This is a genomic window from Hydrogenophaga palleronii (assembly GCF_031457455.1).
In the GTDB taxonomy this organism is placed as follows: domain Bacteria; phylum Pseudomonadota; class Gammaproteobacteria; order Burkholderiales; family Burkholderiaceae_C; genus Hydrogenophaga; species Hydrogenophaga palleronii_A.
The window spans coordinates 181,665-197,154 of the sequence record NZ_JAVDWU010000010.1 but is presented as its reverse complement, the minus strand read 5'-3'; the positions used below and the strand labels follow the sequence as shown (position 1 = coordinate 197,154).

9 protein-coding genes are annotated in these 15,490 nt (G+C 66.0%); 2 read left to right on the top strand and 7 right to left on the bottom strand.

From position 1 onward, the window contains the following. Positions 1-64: 64 nt before the first annotated feature. The 6 genes from J2W49_RS20910 to J2W49_RS20885 all read right to left on the bottom strand — a co-directional run bounded on the left by J2W49_RS20910 (position 65) and on the right by J2W49_RS20885 (position 7,328). Entirely contained in the window at positions 65-1,075 is a 1,011-nt protein-coding gene (locus tag J2W49_RS20910; RefSeq protein ID WP_310320772.1) for an esterase-like activity of phytase family protein, read from the bottom strand. Positions 1,076-1,398: 323 nt separating this feature from the next. Continuing rightward, complete coding sequence (locus J2W49_RS20905; RefSeq protein ID WP_310320770.1) at positions 1,399-4,077, bottom strand: bifunctional acetate--CoA ligase family protein/GNAT family N-acetyltransferase; 2,679 nt, start codon at positions 4,075-4,077, stop codon at positions 1,399-1,401. 210 nt (positions 4,078-4,287) lie between these two features. Beyond that, on the bottom strand, positions 4,288-5,499 hold the full coding sequence (ubiM, locus tag J2W49_RS20900) for a 5-demethoxyubiquinol-8 5-hydroxylase UbiM (protein WP_310320768.1): 1,212 nt from the start codon (positions 5,497-5,499) through the stop codon (positions 4,288-4,290). A 123-nt stretch (positions 5,500-5,622) separates the two neighbouring features. After that, positions 5,623-6,321 (bottom strand): Spy/CpxP family protein refolding chaperone, encoded by a 699-nt coding sequence (locus J2W49_RS20895; protein ID WP_310320766.1) that lies wholly within the window; start codon positions 6,319-6,321, stop codon positions 5,623-5,625. A gap of 315 nt (positions 6,322-6,636) precedes the next feature. Then, complete coding sequence (gene cueR / locus J2W49_RS20890) at positions 6,637-7,086, bottom strand: Cu(I)-responsive transcriptional regulator (protein ID WP_310320881.1); 450 nt, start codon at positions 7,084-7,086, stop codon at positions 6,637-6,639. Between the two features lie 44 nt (positions 7,087-7,130). Beyond that, complete coding sequence (locus J2W49_RS20885) at positions 7,131-7,328, bottom strand: heavy-metal-associated domain-containing protein (RefSeq protein WP_310320764.1); 198 nt, start codon at positions 7,326-7,328, stop codon at positions 7,131-7,133. Between the two features lie 151 nt (positions 7,329-7,479). Here J2W49_RS20885 and J2W49_RS20880 point away from each other — a divergent pair, with 151 nt between their 5' ends. Both J2W49_RS20880 and J2W49_RS20875 read left to right on the top strand, forming a co-directional pair. After that, positions 7,480-9,855, top strand: a complete 2,376-nt coding sequence (locus J2W49_RS20880; protein ID WP_310320762.1) for a heavy metal translocating P-type ATPase — start codon at positions 7,480-7,482, stop codon at positions 9,853-9,855. A gap of 145 nt (positions 9,856-10,000) precedes the next feature. Next, positions 10,001-10,597 carry a hemerythrin domain-containing protein gene (locus J2W49_RS20875; protein WP_310320760.1) on the top strand — a complete coding sequence of 199 codons (597 nt, stop codon included), beginning with the start codon at positions 10,001-10,003 and terminating at the stop codon, positions 10,595-10,597. Positions 10,598-10,642: 45 nt separating this feature from the next. On the opposite strand, the gene J2W49_RS20870 is transcribed toward J2W49_RS20875, so the two are convergent. Then, positions 10,643-15,469, bottom strand: coding sequence for a LamG-like jellyroll fold domain-containing protein (locus J2W49_RS20870; RefSeq protein ID WP_310320758.1), 4,827 nt, complete (start codon positions 15,467-15,469; stop codon positions 10,643-10,645). Positions 15,470-15,490: the final 21 nt, after the last annotated feature.

The following is a 15,490-nucleotide window of genomic DNA, read 5'->3' as shown; positions in this document are numbered from 1 at the left end:
TCTCGGGAAGCCGACAGGGCCGGGGCTGGGGCAGCCGGCGAATGCGGCTGAACAGCCGCCCATCTTAGCAGCCGGGCCAGGCGGCAGAACCTCGATGCCGTGACCGGTTGTGACAGCTTTCAGTGAGCGCTGGGTTCACCAGAAGAAACACCGTCGGGGTGTTCTTCTTGCCCCGGTTGTCGCTGGCCAGCAGCACCTGCCCGTGGCCCAGGTAGGCCATGCCTTCAAAGTTCTCGGCCCCGCCGGCCTGATCGAGGTGCAACAAGGTCTGCATGGGACACGGTGACGGGCCTGTGCAGGTTTCAAGCTTGACGCTTCTCAGCGTGTTGATCAATCGTTTACCGCTACCCGATCGCTCCAGCACCAGAAGCTGACCATCGTCCAGCACATCCATGGCTTTGAGGTGGGATTTCGCCGGGTCCAGTGCCTGGATGTGCCAGCGGCGATCGACCGTCTGAATGCGGTGACCTGCCGGGCGTTTTTCGCTGCGAAGCGGACGCTCGGGCGCCACCAGCACACCGTGAACCGGGTGGATCGCCACCGCTTCCAGCATGCTGTTGTCGTCTGCGTACCGTTTTGCGTCGGCCAGGTCGGTCATCAGCGGGAGTTCACCCAGCACCTCTCCTGAAGGATCCACACGCAGCACCCGGGGCGTGCCTTCGGTGGCCACAAGCAACTCCATTCGGTGGGACCCCTGGGCGGGATCTCCCATGATTCGCCGCAAGGCAAGACCTTCCGCGTCGAACCCCGACCGTTGCCCCAGGCTTCCTGCTGATGACTTGATCATCACCGCCGCCACCGGCACGACAGCGCGCAATTCGCCGTTTTCAATGCGCAGCCGCAAGCGAAACAGCTTGCCTCTGTCAGAAACCGCATAAAGCCATTGTTCCTCGGCATCCCAAGCCAGTCCGGAGATCTCCGAAAACGCGATGCCCTCCACGCGGGTGTCGGCTGCCAGCGACACCATGCTGTGGGAACGACCACCGCTGGGGACTTCCGCCCCCGAGGGTGTCACTGCCATGACGGCACCGGCCGCACCCAGGGCAGCGAACAGCATCCAGAGTTTCACCAGCATTCCCGGTTCTGGTGCTGGCCAGTTTTTAACAAAGCTGTGCATAAGTTTCTAATAATTCATATGTTATCCACAGACTGTGATCACTTTCCGAACTTGTCCCTGCTGCCGGTTTTCAGGACAAGGGCGGTTCACACATGGTTGTGCGCTCGCCAAGTGCTTGTCAGACATGCAAAAAATGCGCTTTTCCACAAAAAAGGCCGCCTTCTACTACTGCTACTAATTTGAATTAAAGCTATAGAAGAATAAGAAGGCACAAGCAAGCCAGTCATTTTGGTCCCTGCCGAGTCCGAATCTGCCCCCGGGGAAAACCGAGGCTAAGCAGGTCACAGTGGGTGGCTGACGATCATGAAATCGGGGTCTTCCCCGAAGCGCTTGACAGCAAAACCCAGGCTTTTCATGAGCTTGAGCATGCTGGGGTTATTGACCAGAACCAGTCCTTCGATCTCGGTCAGCCCCTTTTCACGCGCCGCTTCCATGATGCTGAGCATCAGCCGCGAGCCCAGACCCTTGCCGTTGAAGTCGTCGGCCACCACCAGCGAGAACTCGGCGCTGGCCTTGTCCGGGTTGGTGATGTAGCGCGACACGCCCACGATGCGCTCGATTTCCTGCGAGTCGCCGTTGGCGCCTGGCTTGGTTTCGCGGTGGATGGCCACCAGGGCCATTTCCCGGTCGTAGTCGATCAGGGTCAGGCGCGAAAGCATGCTGGGCGGCAGCTCACGCAGCGCCGACACGAAGCGGAAGTACCGGCTTTCCGGTGAAAGGCTTTGCACCAGGTCTTGAAGCATCTGGGCGTCGTCGGGGTGGATGGGGCGAATGGTGTATTCGCCGCCGCCGCGCATGGGCCACACCTGCTCGAAGCGGGCCGGGTAGGGCAGGATGGCCAGGTGGCTGTGGTGGCGGGCAGTCGCAGGCGTGTTGGTGACCACGATGCGGGCATCCACCGCCACCGCGCCACCAGAGTCGACGATGATGGGGTTGATGTCCATCTCGCGCAGTTGCGGCAGTTCGCACACCATTTCAGACACCCGCAGCAGCACGTGTTCCAGTGCGTTGCGATCGACCGCGCTGGCACCGCGCCATTCGTCCAGGGTTTGATTGACGCGTGAACGTTGGATGAGCCGGCGCGCCAGGAACTGGTTGAGGGGGGGCAGTTCCATGGCACGGTCGTTGATCAGTTCGATCATGGTGCCGCCGGCGCCGAAGGCGATCACCGGGCCGAATGGGTCGTCAGTGACCAGGCCGATGTAGAGTTCGCGCCCGCGGTGGTTGCGTGCCATTTTCTGGATCGTCACGCCATTGATGCGCGCACCGGGCTGCAGCTTGGCCACGGTCTGCATCATGGTGAGGAACACATCGCGCACGCCCACGGCGTTCATGACGTTGAGCGCCACGCCGCTCACGTCGGATTTGTGGGTCACGTCGGGCGAATCGATCTTCAGTGCCACCGGGTAGCCCAGCTGGGTGGCGATCATCATGGCTTCTACGGGCGTGCGCGCCAAGATGGTCTGGGTGACCGGGATGTGGAAGGCCGACAGCAAGGCCTTGGATTCCATCTCGGTGAGCACCTGGCGGCGCTCAGCCAGCACGTTTTCGATCAGCAGCCGGGCGCCTTCGATGTCGGGTTGGGCCAAGGTGGACAGGGGCGGCGGTGTCTGCTGCAGCAGTTGCTGGTTTTCGTAGAAGCTGGCGATGTTGCCGAAAGCGCCCACCGCGGCTTCCGGGGTGCGAAAGGAGGGAATCGAGGCACCCGCCAGTACCTCGCGCGCCTCGCCCACCGACGCGTCGCCCATCCAGCAGCACAGCAGGGGCTTGCCCAGGCGATCCTTCAGGTCGGACATGGCGCGGGCCACATCCGCGGCGTTCACGCCCGCCTTGGGCGAATGCACCACCAGCACGCCGTCCACTGCGCGGTCTTTGCCGGCAGCTTCTATGGCCGCGCGGTAGTGGGCAGGTGTGGCTTCCTCGGAAAGGTCGATCAGGTCGGTCAGCGAGGCCAGGGGCGCCAGCTGGGTTTGAAGTGCCTGGGCGCTTTCGCTTGAGAGCACGCCGAGTTCGAGTTCGATCTCGCTGACCCAGTCGGCCGCCAAAACGCCGGGGCCACCACCATTGGTGACGATAGCCAGGCGTTTGCCCACCGGGCGGTAGCGCGAGGCCAGGCATTTCGCTGCGGAAAACAACTCCACAAACGAGCGCACACGCACCGCGCCGGCCCGGCGCAAGGCGGCGTCGAACACGTCGTCGCTGCCCACGATGGCGCCGCTGTGGGTCTGGGCGGCCTGATTGCCGGCGGACTTGCGGCCCGCCTTGAGCACCACCACCGGTTTGGCGTTGGCCGCTGCGCGCAAGGCGCTCATGAAGCGTCGCGCACTGGAGATGCCTTCCAGGTACACCACGATGCTGTGGGTGTGTGGGTCGGACGCCAGATAGTCCAGCACCTGTGCCATGTCCACACAGGTGTTGGGGCCGAGCGAGACCACGGTGGAAAAGCCGACGCTGTTCTGGCTGGCCCAGTCGAGGATGGAGGCGGTGAGCGCACCCGACTGCGACACCAGGGCCAGCGAGCCCGCCGCCGCCAGTGGCCCGACCACGCTGGCGTTGAGCATGCGCGCTGGACGCTGGAAGCCCAGGCTGTTGGGTCCGAGCAGGTGCATGCCATGGCGCTGGGCGGTGCGGTGCATGGTGGTGGCCACATCGGCCGGTGTACCGCTGCCGATCACCAGCGCGGCACGGCACTTGATGCGCCCTGCCACTTCCAGCGCTTCGAGCGCTTCGGCGTGCGGCAGGCAGATGATCGCGAGATCGGCCCTGGTCTGAGCCAGGTCGGCCAGGGTACCGGTGGTGTGCACGTCCAGGAACACCAGGGTGCCGGCAAAGCGCTGGGCGCGCAGCGCGTCCATGAGCTGTCTGCCCTGTGGTACGGGCTGGCCGGTTTCGGAAGCGGCGCCGGTGAACACCGCAATGGTGTCCGGCTGGAACAAAGGGGTGAGGTAGTGTTTGTCCATGGTGGCTCGATGTTTGGGCACGGTCGGCTGAAGAAGCCGTGATCGGGAAGGTTCTCGACCTGGGGCAGACTGCGGGCGCAGTGTGGCGTTCTGCCAGGCCGTGTGGGACGCTTGTGAGGCACATGATGCCCGCACGCTGTGCAGATAGGCAACCCGGCTGGAACGAGCTTGTGCGAACCTGTGGGACGGCTCTCCGGCGTCTGAGAAGGCTCAGGCCAGGCCGGTCAGGCTGCCCGCCACGGCCTTCTTGAACGGCGTGACGTGTTCACCCAGGCGCACCAGGGCATGGCGCAGCAAACGCGCGGGAGGTTGCTCCTTGATGTAGAGCGTGGCCAGGGCGTGTGTGGCCAGGAAAAGGCCGCGGCTGGCCCGGCGGTGGGCCTGCTGGTAGGCCTGCAGCAAGGGAGAAGCGGCAATGTCCTTGCCCTGCTGGTGTGCCGCCGCGATGGCGTTTGACAGCACGTCCACACTACGCAGCCCCAGGTTGAAGCCGTGGGCCGTGACAGGGTGCATGCCGACCGCGGCATCGCCCACCAGCGCAAAGCGCTCTGCCACAAAGCGGCGGGCCCACACACCCACCAGCGGGTAGGCGTGGCGGGTGCTGGCGGCCTGCATGGTGCCCAGGTGGTGATCACAGCGCTGCGTCATGGCCTGACCCCAGGCCTCTTCGTCAAGCGCCATGAGCGGCTGCAGTTCGTGGTCGGCCAGGGTCAGCACCACCGAGGAGCGGTGCCTGTGGGTGGCCGGGCAGGGGTTCATCGGCAGCAAGGCGATCGTCTGGCCCTGGTCGAACCATTCCACGGCCGTGTCGTGGTGGGGTTTGTCGTGGGTCATGCAGCTCACGACCATGCTGCGCCCGTAGTCGTGCAGGTCGGCGTTGATGCCCATGTGGCGGCGCGTGGTCGAATGCCGGCTGTCTGCGGCCACCACCAGGCGGGCGGTGAGTTGTTGTCCGCTGTCCAGCGTGACACGGGCGCCCTGGCTGTCGGTGTACAGCTGGGCAACGCCTTCGCCGCAGCGCAGTTCCGGGGCTTCGCCCGGGTCCGAGGTGTTGAAGTTCGCTGCCCAGGCCGCACGGCGAATGTGGTGGTTGCCGACCAGGTGGCCCAACTCGGGTTTGGGGCTCAGGCTGTGGCTGATCGCCATGCGGGATTGACCGGGGCCCTGCGGGCCGTTCATCACCAGGGCCAGTTTGATGGCGGCAATGCACTCGTCACCCAGGTGCGACCAGATGCCGAGGTGCTGCAGCAGCATCGTGCTGTGGTGGGTCAGGGCGATTTCCCGGCCATCGAAGCCGGGTTGCTGCAGGGCGCTTCTGGGTTGCTTTTCAACAAGGCAGATGCGCAGGCCGGTGTCACGCAACGCACGGGCCAGGCACAGACCAGCCGGGCCTGCACCCACGATGATGAGGTCAAAATCCATGTCGGTGCAGCATAGGGGGCAGTACGGTGTGAGGGCTTGATTCACATCAAGCACCGGTCAAGCGCCTCAGAGCCAGACGAAAAAAAGCCCCGGCGGACCGGGGCTTGGGTGGGAAATGCCAGATCAGCTCTGGGGCGTGGCCGGCGTCTGCATGCCCATGCCACGATGGCCTTTGCCGCCATGGTGATGCTTGTGACCACCCTTGTGATGACCACCTTTCATCCCGGCGCGGTGGAAGGAGCCCATGCGCTGACTGTCAAAGACCTTCTGCTGTTCGGCGTTGAGATTGGCGTAGAAGCTCTTGATGGCCTCAAAACGCTGGTTCATGGCCGCTTCGCGCTCGGCCATGCGGGCCTGCATCTTGTCGAGGCGTTCGGGCGTGGTCAGTTCGGACCAGTTGGTGCGTTCGCGCTGGCCCCGTTGGCCATGCGAGCCCTTGGCTGCGTCCATGCGCGCCACAAAGGCGTTCCATGCGGGTTCTTGTTCTGCGCTGAGGTTCAGATCGGCCTTGAGCTTGGCCTGGCGTTCGGCCATGCGGGCCTGCATGCGTTCCATGCGTTCGGCGCGGTCCATGCGATTCGCATGCCGTTCCTGGCGCGGTTTGGCACTGTCGGTTGCGGCGGCCTCCGCGTTCTGGGTGGCCTGGGCGGCCTGCGCCAGCTGGATCACTTCGGGTGCCATGTGGGTGCGCTGGGCGAGGTGCTGGGCATGCAGATCGCTGTTCATGGCACCGGGGTTGCTGGCGATGGCGGTGGCCGACACGCCGACGAAGGCGGTGGCAAGGGCAGCGATGACAAGGGTGCGTTGGGGAAACAGTTTCATGGTCACTCCTGGTGGTTGAAGGTCTACCGCAACGTCGACAGGGGGTCGGGCTGTGGAATGGCTTCAGTGTGGCCGGGCCATGTTTCTGCTTTGTGCGGCAGGGTCGCAGAAATGTAAAGTTATGTGCCGGTTTTTGTCGGAGCGCCTGTCCGGGCATGCACACCAAACGGGGAGATGTGGCGCAACGAGCGCGTCATCTCCGAGACTTGCGGCGAGCGAGATGTTCCCAACAAGGGGCGACAAGGGTCCGGCTTCGCCGGCCCGAGCCGCCGTCCCCCCTCCAAGCCGAAGGCGCAAGAGAGGGGGGAAGCCGCGTCAGCGGCGCAGGGGGGTGCTCCCAATCTCGAGGTCATCCAGAATGGGGCAATCGGGTCGCTCATCGCCTGGACACTGGTGCAGGAGGTGGGAGAGTGTGCGCTGCATGGCCTGAAGCGCTTCGATGCGTTCTTCGAGTTCGCCCAGGTGTTTGCGGGCCACCTGTTTGACGCTGGCGCTGCTGCGCTGGCGGTCGTGCCAGAGACTGACCAGTTCGGCGATGGCGTCGAGGCCAAAGCCCATGTCGCGTGAGCGGCGGATGAAGCACAGCGTGTGCACGTCGTTTTCGCTGTACTGGCGGTAATTGCTGCCGGTGCGCGCCACCTCGCCCAGCAGACCCAGCGATTCGTAGTGGCGCAGCATCTTGGGTGAAATGCCGCTGAGCTGTGCGGCCTGACCGATGCTCACTGGCCAGCCCGGCCCGGCAGGGGTCTGGCTGGCCTGCCGCATCCGCAGCGATGGCCGGGACTGGGTGTGAGCGTCGGCTGCGGCTTTCATGCGGTGACGGTGTAGCCTTCTTCACGGATCACGTCGGCAATGGCTTGCGGGGGCTGCTCCGAGGAGACTTCGACCTTGTTGGCGGCGCGGTCGATGCGCACCTCTGCGGTGGGATCGAGGGTCTTGATGGCAGTGGTGACCGCTTTTTCACAATGGCCGCAGGTCATGCCCTGCACGTTGAAGGTCTGGTTCATGGTGTTCTCTGGAATGGCCGTCCGGCGACTTGCTCGGACACAGCGTAGTTTCAGCCTTGACATGATGTCAAGGTCAAGCCCTCCGTTTTGTCACAGATGGCAACAAGCCTTGGCTTGACCTTCCCATGGGGGTAAAGCTTATGCTCGCCGCATGGAATCTGTGATCGATCTGGGCATTGGTGGCATGACCTGCGCGTCCTGCGTGTCGCGCGTGGAGCGCGTGCTCAAGAAGCAACAAGGCGTGACGGGTGCCACCGTCAACTTGGCCACCGAGTCGGCCCGCGTCACGCTCGAAGGCGAAACCGACTGGAAGACCCTGGCGCTGATCAAGCGTGCGGTGCGCGATGCGGGCTACGAGGCGCGAAGCCCCGATGCTGCTGATGAAGCGCCCCCCACCGGCCCCCTGGGCATTGCGCGAGACGCCTGGCCGGTGATCCTGGCCGTGCTGCTCTCCGCGCCGCTGGCCTTGCCCATGGTGGGCGACCTGTTTGGCAAGCACTGGATGCTGCCGGCCTGGATCCAGTTCCTGCTGGCCACGCCGGTGCAGTTCGTGCTGGGCGCGCGTTTCTACCGGGCAGGCTGGCATGCCCTCAAGGCCTACACCGGCAACATGGAACTGCTGGTGGCCATTGGCACCACGGCGGGTTGGGCGCTGTCCACCTGGCTGTGGTGGCGCGCCGAGCCTGGCGAAATGGTGCATCTGTACTACGAGGGTGCGGCGGTGGTGATCACGCTGGTGTTGCTGGGCAAGTGGCTGGAAGCCCGCGCCAAGCGCCAGACCACCAGCGCCATTCGCGCGCTGCACGCGTTGCGCCCGGAAAAGGCCCATCTGCTGCCCGACGACATCAAGCGCACCGAAGCGGTGGACGTGCCGGTGGAAGAGCTGTTGCCTGGCGACCGGGTGCGTGTGTTGCCTGGTGAGCGCTTTGCCGCCGACGGCACGGTGATGCTGGGCCAGACCCAGGCCGATGAATCGATGCTGACCGGCGAGGCCATGCCGGTGCCCAAGCAGCCGGGCGACTTCGTGACCGGTGGCGCCATCAACGGCGAAGGTGCGGTGGAAGTGGAGGTGCGCGCCATCGGGGCGCAGAGCGTGTTGTCGCAGATCATCGCCATGGTGCAGGACGCGCAGGCCACCAAGGCACCTGTGCAGCGACTGGTGGACCAGGTGGCGGCGGTGTTCGTGCCGGTGGTGCTGGTGATTGCCCTGGTCACGCTGGTGGTGTGGCTGCAGCTCGATGTGCCGATGGAAGTGGCGGTGCGCAATGCGGTGTCGGTGCTGGTGATTGCCTGCCCTTGTGCGCTCGGGCTGGCCACGCCCACGGCCATCATGGCCGGCACCGGTGTGGCGGCCCGGCATGGCATTCTGATCAAGGACGTGCAGGCGCTGGAGATCGCGCACCGGGTGGACACGGTGGCCTTTGACAAGACGGGCACGCTCACCGAAGGTCACCCGCGCCTGCGCCTGATCGAGGCCGCGGCCGGCGTGGACGAGGTGGCCGTTCTGCAGGCGGCGGCGTCGCTGCAGGCGCAAAGCGCGCATCCACTGGCCCGCGCGGTGATGGAGGCGGCACAGGCGCGTGGATTGGTGATCGTTGAAAACGCCGCAGAAGACGTGCAGTCGGTGACCGGGCGCGGCACGCAGGGCAAGGTGCAGGGTGCGCTGCTGGCCTTGGGCAGCCTGCGCTGGATGGCCGAGCTGGGCGCGGCCATGGGCGGGCTGGCGGCGCGCGCGCAGGTGCTGCAGAGCGAGGGTGCCACGGTGTCGGTGCTGGCTGCCGCCAACGCGGAGGGCGCCTGGGCGCCACTGGCCTTGCTGGCTTTTGCCGATGAGCCCAAGCCCGGTGCATTGCCTGCGCTGGCGACGTTGCGCGAACATGGCTTGCGACTGGTGATGATCTCGGGCGACAACCGGGGCGCTGCACTGGCCGTGGCACGCAGATTGGGTCTCAGGGACGATGAAGTGATGGCCGAGGTGTTGCCCGGCGACAAGGCGGCGGCGGTACAGCGTCTCAAGCAGGGCACGTCGCTGGCGCCGCCCAGCGTGTCGATGGCCGAACAGGAAGGCCTGGCACCGGAGGCCTGGACCACCAAGGGCGAGTTCAACCCGGTGGCCGAGCGCGAGGCGAAGTCGGGCGCTGCCCGCGACCACATCGGCGCCCACACCGTGGCCATGGTGGGCGATGGCGTCAACGACGCGCCGGCCCTGGCCGCGGCCGACGTGGGCCTGGCCATGAGCCATGCGCAGGGCGGTGGCTCGGACGTGGCCATGCACGCGGCCGGCATCACGCTGATGCGGGGTGATGTGGCGCTGGTGGCGGCGGCGCTGGACATTTCACGCCGCACGGTGCGCAAGATCCGCCAGAACCTGTTCTGGGCCTTTGTCTACAACGCTGCAGGGATTCCGCTGGCGGCGCTGGGCTACCTGAGCCCGGTGATGGCGGGCGCGGCCATGGCGCTGAGTTCGGTGAGCGTGGTGGGCAACGCGCTGTTGCTCAAGCGCTGGAAACCGCCCGCCAAGCGCTGAAAGACCCTGCAGCGCGGTGACGCTGCCCGGGTTGCTTGATGTGCATCAAGGTGTGCGGCAGGCGTTTGCGGGATGCTAAGGGCATTCGCCTCAATGCCGTTGCACGGCCGAAGGCAGGCGCACTGACCCGCACGGAGACAAGCCCATGAAACACGAAGCCCTGCGCGTGATACGCGACGAACACGCCACGCTGGCGGCGATGCTGCAGTCCCTCATGCAGATGGTCAAACGCGGGCCCGACCCCGATGGTAAAGACCAGCACGAGCTGTATTTCGATGTGTTGCGTGCCATGCTGTTCTACATCGATGAATTTCCCGAGAAGCTGCACCACCCCAAGGAGTCGAACCTCCTGTTCCCGCGCGTGGCGCGCGCGGCACCCCAGGTGATGGCCACCATCGACCAGCTGGAACGCGACCACATGACCGGCGAGGCGCGGGTGCGCGAACTCATGCACCTGCTCATGGCCTGGGAATACCTGGGCGAGACGCGGCGCCAGGCCTTTGAAGACGAAGTGACCCGGTACGTGGACTTCTATCTGCGGCACATGCACCTCGAGGAAGCCGAGGTGCTGCCTGCCGCTGAAAAGCACCTCACCGATGCCGACTGGCATGCCCTCAACGCGGCGTTTGCCACCAACCTGGATCCGCTGAACACCCGCATCCCGCGCGATCCGCAGTTTGATCGCCTGTTCACCCGGATCGTGATGCGTGCGCCTGCGCCGGTCGGCCTGGGTGAGAGCTGACTGGTGTTTCCCGACACGTCCCTGCTTCGAGGGGCGTGCCGTTGCTCAGTTCACGGCGTTCGCCTGAACCCAGTTCTGGTTGTTGCCGTTGTTGCAGGTCCAGGTGATCAGCTCCAGGTCCTGGGCTGTTGAGCCACCCGGCACGTCGAGGCAGGCGCCTGAGGCGCGGTTGCGCAAGGTCGATCCTGACAAGGTCCACTGTGTGGTGGTGCCCGCGTTGCACGACAACTGCACCACCGGGCCGCCCGACGCCGTGGTGTTGGCCTGGGCGATGCACAGGCCGCTGTGCTTGGCGACGAACTGCAGGTGGCCGTCGATGTTGTTGACGGCGAACAGTTCGTTGGCCGCCGTGCCACAGGGCCACTGGATGACACTGGCGCCGCTGGCGGTCGATACGCCGCGGACATTGACACACAGGTTGCTCTGGCTGGAGCGCAGGCGCAGCATCGCACTGTTGGCGTCGAGCGAGCGCACGTAGTCGGTCAGCGCCGTCCGGTCCTGTGTGGACAGGCTCTGCGCGTTGCCGTGGTCGGCGTTGAACAGGTCTAGCAGCGAGGCCGTCTGGCCGTTGTGCAGGTAGGGCCCTGCGGACCAGCTGCCGAACAGCGTGGGCGTGTCGAAGCCCACGCCGGCCAGCGGCTGGCCGTTGCCCAGGCCCGATGAGGCCTGGATGGAGCCCACGTCATGCCGAAGCCCGTCGCGCAAGGTGACACCGGCATGGCAGCTCGCACACTGGGCGTTCTGAAACACCTGCCGCCCCACCAGGGCGCTGGCCGACAGGCTGCCGTCGGCATTGCGCGCCGGGCTGCGTGCGTAGCGGGAGAGCGACTGCAGGTAGGCGGCCAGGTCGTCCAGTGCCGCGCTGCGGCCGGCCTTGGGCGTGCCCAGGGGGTTGGACGTGGCGGTGAAGTCGGCATTGCTCATGAAGCCGGTACCACCGAAGGCGCCGCGGATGTCGTTCTCGAAGTCCTGGATCTCGTCGAAGTTGGCGCTCCAGTGCACGTTGCCGTGGCCCATGCCCTGGCGGCCCTGCAGGCTGATGGTGCGCCGCAGGCCTTCGCCGCGCTGAAGAAAGTCCCACACCATGCCGTCGTCGCCGCCATCGGCGTGGCAGCTCGCGCACGACATGTAGTTGTCGCGGCTCATGCGGCGGTCGGCGGCGTTGTAGAACAGCTGCTTGCCACGCAGGGCGGCGGGTGTGAGGGTTTCCTGCGCCACCGTGGCCACGGTTTGCACCAGCGTGGCCGCACCGCTCTGACCGGAGAGCACCGCCGTCACGTCGTGCACCGACACCGAGCGCGCCAGGAAGTTGTTGGTGAACAGGCGCTTGCGTGCGGCATCCAGGTACAGACCATGCGGCGCCAGCCCCACGTCGGCGATCTCGCCACGGATGGCGCGGCTGTAGGCGTCGACGATGGCGATGCGGTTGCCCTCCATCTGCGCCACGAACAGGTAGTCGCCGTTCGGCGCGAACAGCGCCGCGCGCGCCGGGGCCCGGTCGTCGAAGTCGAGCTGCTCGGCGAACACCTCGCTGGCCGACGGCAGGTTCACCTGCGACAGGATGGATCGCACGGTGCGGTCGTGCAGCAGGTCCTGGCCGTCGCGGTGGCGGCCGCGCACGATGTTGTCCTTTTTCGACGGCAGCACCGCGCGCAGGCCGTCGGGCGAGATCACCACCTGGTGCAGGTAGTTGGGCACACCGCGCGAGCGGCTTTCGTCGTCCACTGTGGTGGTGTCCACCTGCAGCGCGATGGCCGTGGCTCCGGTGAAGTTGACCAGATTCACCTTGTGCAGTTGCCCGCCGGTCATCATGGACTTGAAGCGGGTGACGTAGGCGTCCTGCGAGTTGGCGCTGACTGCAATGCCACGCACCGCGCCGGCGAGGGCAACCGTTCCGGTGGTGGCGCCGGTGGTGGGGTTGAACCGCACGAGTGTGGACTTGTGTTCCAGCGTGAGCAGGCCCTGCGTGAGGTCCGGCGAAAACACCACGCCGTAAGGGCCGCTGCCGTAGGCCAGCGACACCGTCGTCGAGACGCTGCCGTCGGCCGGGTTCAGTGCCACCAGCCGGTCTTCGTCCTGGACGGTCACCCACAGGCGCCCGTCTGGTCCCAGGGCCAGGGTGCGGGGCTCGCGACCCACGCGGACCTCCCAGCGCTTGACCAGGCTTTGCGCGTCCAGCGCGGTGACGGTGCCGCTGTCGGGGTTGAGGCTGTAGACGCTGCTGCCGTCGCCGGTGATGTTGGTGGTGTGGGTGGGTGACTGGGCCGTCACGGGCCGGATCACGGTCACCGGGTAGGTGTAGTAGTTTTCCAGGCCGTCGGCGTTGCGCACGGTGAGCGTGACCGTGTAGTGCCCCGGTGCCGTGTAGGTGTAGGACGCGCCAGGGTTCCCGGTGAATGCGGTGCGCGTGCCGTCGCCGAAGTTCCAGCTGTACTGGGCGCTGCCACCCAGCACCGACGGGTTGAACGACAGCGAGCCCCCCACCAGTTGAGGACCCTGCGCCAGGCCCGGGTCGCCCACCACCGGCAGGGCGCGCAGCTGTGCCACGTTGCTGTCACTGAGCACGCGCTGGTAGACCCGCACATCGGCCAGTGTGCCCTTGAAGAAGTCGGCGTTGCCCTGGATCTGGCCCAGCAGCTGGAAGCGGTTGCGCAGGCCCAGCGCGCCGGTGCGCCCGGTCGATGAGGTTTTCACGCCGTCCACGTATATGGCCTGCGCGCCGGAGGCGGCATCGCGCGTCATTACCACGTGGTGCCACTGGCCGTCGTTGACAGGCGACGTCGATTTCGTGCCCGGGTTGCCGGTGCCAGGGTCGCCCACTGAGAGGCTGAGGCGCCCGGTGTTGTCGATCCAGCCCCAGAACACGTCGTCGGCTCCGCCCGCCTGGTCGCGCCCGAAGATGCCTGGCGCCTGCCACGCATTGGCACTGCCGATCTGGGTGGTTTTCATGTAGAAGCTCACCGATGCCGTGCCCGCCAACACCGATGCCACGCTGTCGTCGCCCAGTGCCACGCCGCCACTGCGTTGTGCGAAGTTCAGGCCGATGCTCTCAAACGTGTCGCTGCCGCTGGCGGTGCCATTGTTCTGGCCCACGCGATCGTCCAGTGTGCGGGCCAGGCTCCAGTGGTGGGCCAGGCCGATGTTCACGGCGTTGCCGGTGGTGAAGGTGCTGCGGTATTCGCTGGCGATGCCGTTGCCGGCGTAGTCCTTCACGCCGCCGGCCGGCAGCACCACCTCGTAGGTGGTGTTGGGTTGCAGCGCTTGGTTGGGCGAGAAATTGATGATGCCGAGCTGTGCGCTGTAGACACCGGCCAGGGCGCTGCCGCCCACCGGCCGGACGATGAACGAGGTCGCGTTCACGCTTTCCGGCAGCACGCTGTCGGACAAGCCCAGTCCGACGCGCGAGCTCAGCGCCTGCGCCAGTGCGCCGTTGGCCGGCGACACCTGGCGCACCACCGGCGGGGTGGTGTCGGGCGCCCTGTCGTGCACCATGAAGGCACTTCCCGAACCGTGGTCGTTGCCAACGAACACCAGGTTGCCGAAGGGCGCCACCTGGCCGTGGTCGGAACCCGCTTCCAGGCTGGAGCCGGGCGCGAACAGGCCGCCCTGGCCCACTTCCACGTGTTGCATGGGGTTGCCCACGTCCACCTTGTGCACGCGGTACTGCGCGCCCTGGAACACATAGTGGTCCTGTGTGCCGCAATAGAGCTGTTCGTTCACCACCAGGCGGTTGTCTTCCGGCACGAAGCGGCTGCGGTCGGCCAGGTTGAAGGCCGTCATGCGGGCGCCGTTGCCGCGCACCGAGGCGTAGAGGGTACGCCCGTCGAAACAGGTGGCGTAGTAGAAGGGGTGCGAGTTCAGCGTGTCCAGCACCTTGGGGTTGAGCGGGTCCGAGATGTCCAGGCTCGCGAAACCGTCGCTGTTGTCCATGGACGTGAGCACCATGTGGTTGCCCATGGTGAAGATGGGGCCGACGCGGAAGCCACCCAGCTCGCCGGTGGGCACGGGGTTGGGCTTGCCGGCTCCCCGGTTCGCCAGTGCCGCCGTGGCGGGGTCGGTGGCATCGACGATGTAGACCCCGTGGTTGGCCGAGGCCACGTACAGGTAGGGCGCCTGCCACCACAACTGCCAGCTCACGTTGGCGTAGTCGCCGCCGTTCACGGTGGGAAACGCCACCTTGCGCACCTGCTGCGCGTTGTGCACGTCGGTGAAGTCCCAGAACTCCACGCCGCGGGTCGTGGCCACGGCGATGTATTGCCTGCCATTGATGGTGGAGGCACCCAGGGCATGCGCCTCGCGGAACTCCGAGGTTCGCCCTTCGGGTTCATAGATGCGCCGCACCAACTGGATGGACCGGGGATTTGACACGTCGTAGACCAGAAAGCCGCCGGGACCCAGGCCGCTGTCGGGCGTGAACACGGTCAGGAAATAGCCGTTGTGCATGATGCCCACGTTCAGGCCAAAGGCCTTGCGCCCGGGGTAGGTGGCCGGCGTGCCTTGTTCGTCGCGCCGTATCCAGGAAATGGGCGTGAACAGCTCGGCCTGTGAGTAGCTGAGGTTGCCCAGGCCGGGGCCTTGCACCGGCAATGACTGCATCTGCACAGCCATGGCTCGCGCCACCCCGTCGGGTCCCTGCAGCTGCTGCGACTGAAGGAGTGTCTGGGACGGTGTCTGTGTCTGCTGTAGCGTCTGCGCCTTCATCTCCGCCGGCATCGCGGCGGTATCGGTGGTCAGCCCCTGGGCCTCACCTGTGGTGGAGCCGCCGCCGCAGGCAGTCAGCGCGGCGGCGGCAAGAAGGACCAGCAGCCCCTGAGCGGAACGCGGGGCATGGCGCCGCACCAGGGCGGCCAGTTTGATCACAAGCATTTGCATGGCATCACCTCAAGAATGGGG

Excerpts from the sequence above, each read along its gene's own strand:
- J2W49_RS20910 (WP_310320772.1), bottom strand. The coding sequence starts at position 1,075 with ATGCTGGTGAAACTCTGGATGCTGTTCGCTGCCCTGGGTGCGGCCGGT.
- J2W49_RS20905 (WP_310320770.1), bottom strand. The coding sequence starts at position 4,077 with ATGGACAAACACTACCTCACCCCTTTGTTCCAGCCGGACACCATTGCG.
- ubiM (WP_310320768.1), bottom strand. The coding sequence starts at position 5,499 with ATGGATTTTGACCTCATCATCGTGGGTGCAGGCCCGGCTGGTCTGTGC.
- J2W49_RS20895 (WP_310320766.1), bottom strand. The coding sequence starts at position 6,321 with ATGAAACTGTTTCCCCAACGCACCCTTGTCATCGCTGCCCTTGCCACC.
- cueR (WP_310320881.1), bottom strand. The coding sequence starts at position 7,086 with ATGCGGCAGGCCAGCCAGACCCCTGCCGGGCCGGGCTGGCCAGTGAGC.
- J2W49_RS20885 (WP_310320764.1), bottom strand. The coding sequence starts at position 7,328 with ATGAACCAGACCTTCAACGTGCAGGGCATGACCTGCGGCCATTGTGAA.
- J2W49_RS20880 (WP_310320762.1), top strand. The coding sequence starts at position 7,480 with ATGGAATCTGTGATCGATCTGGGCATTGGTGGCATGACCTGCGCGTCC.
- J2W49_RS20875 (WP_310320760.1), top strand. The coding sequence starts at position 10,001 with ATGAAACACGAAGCCCTGCGCGTGATACGCGACGAACACGCCACGCTG.
- J2W49_RS20870 (WP_310320758.1), bottom strand. The coding sequence starts at position 15,469 with ATGCAAATGCTTGTGATCAAACTGGCCGCCCTGGTGCGGCGCCATGCC.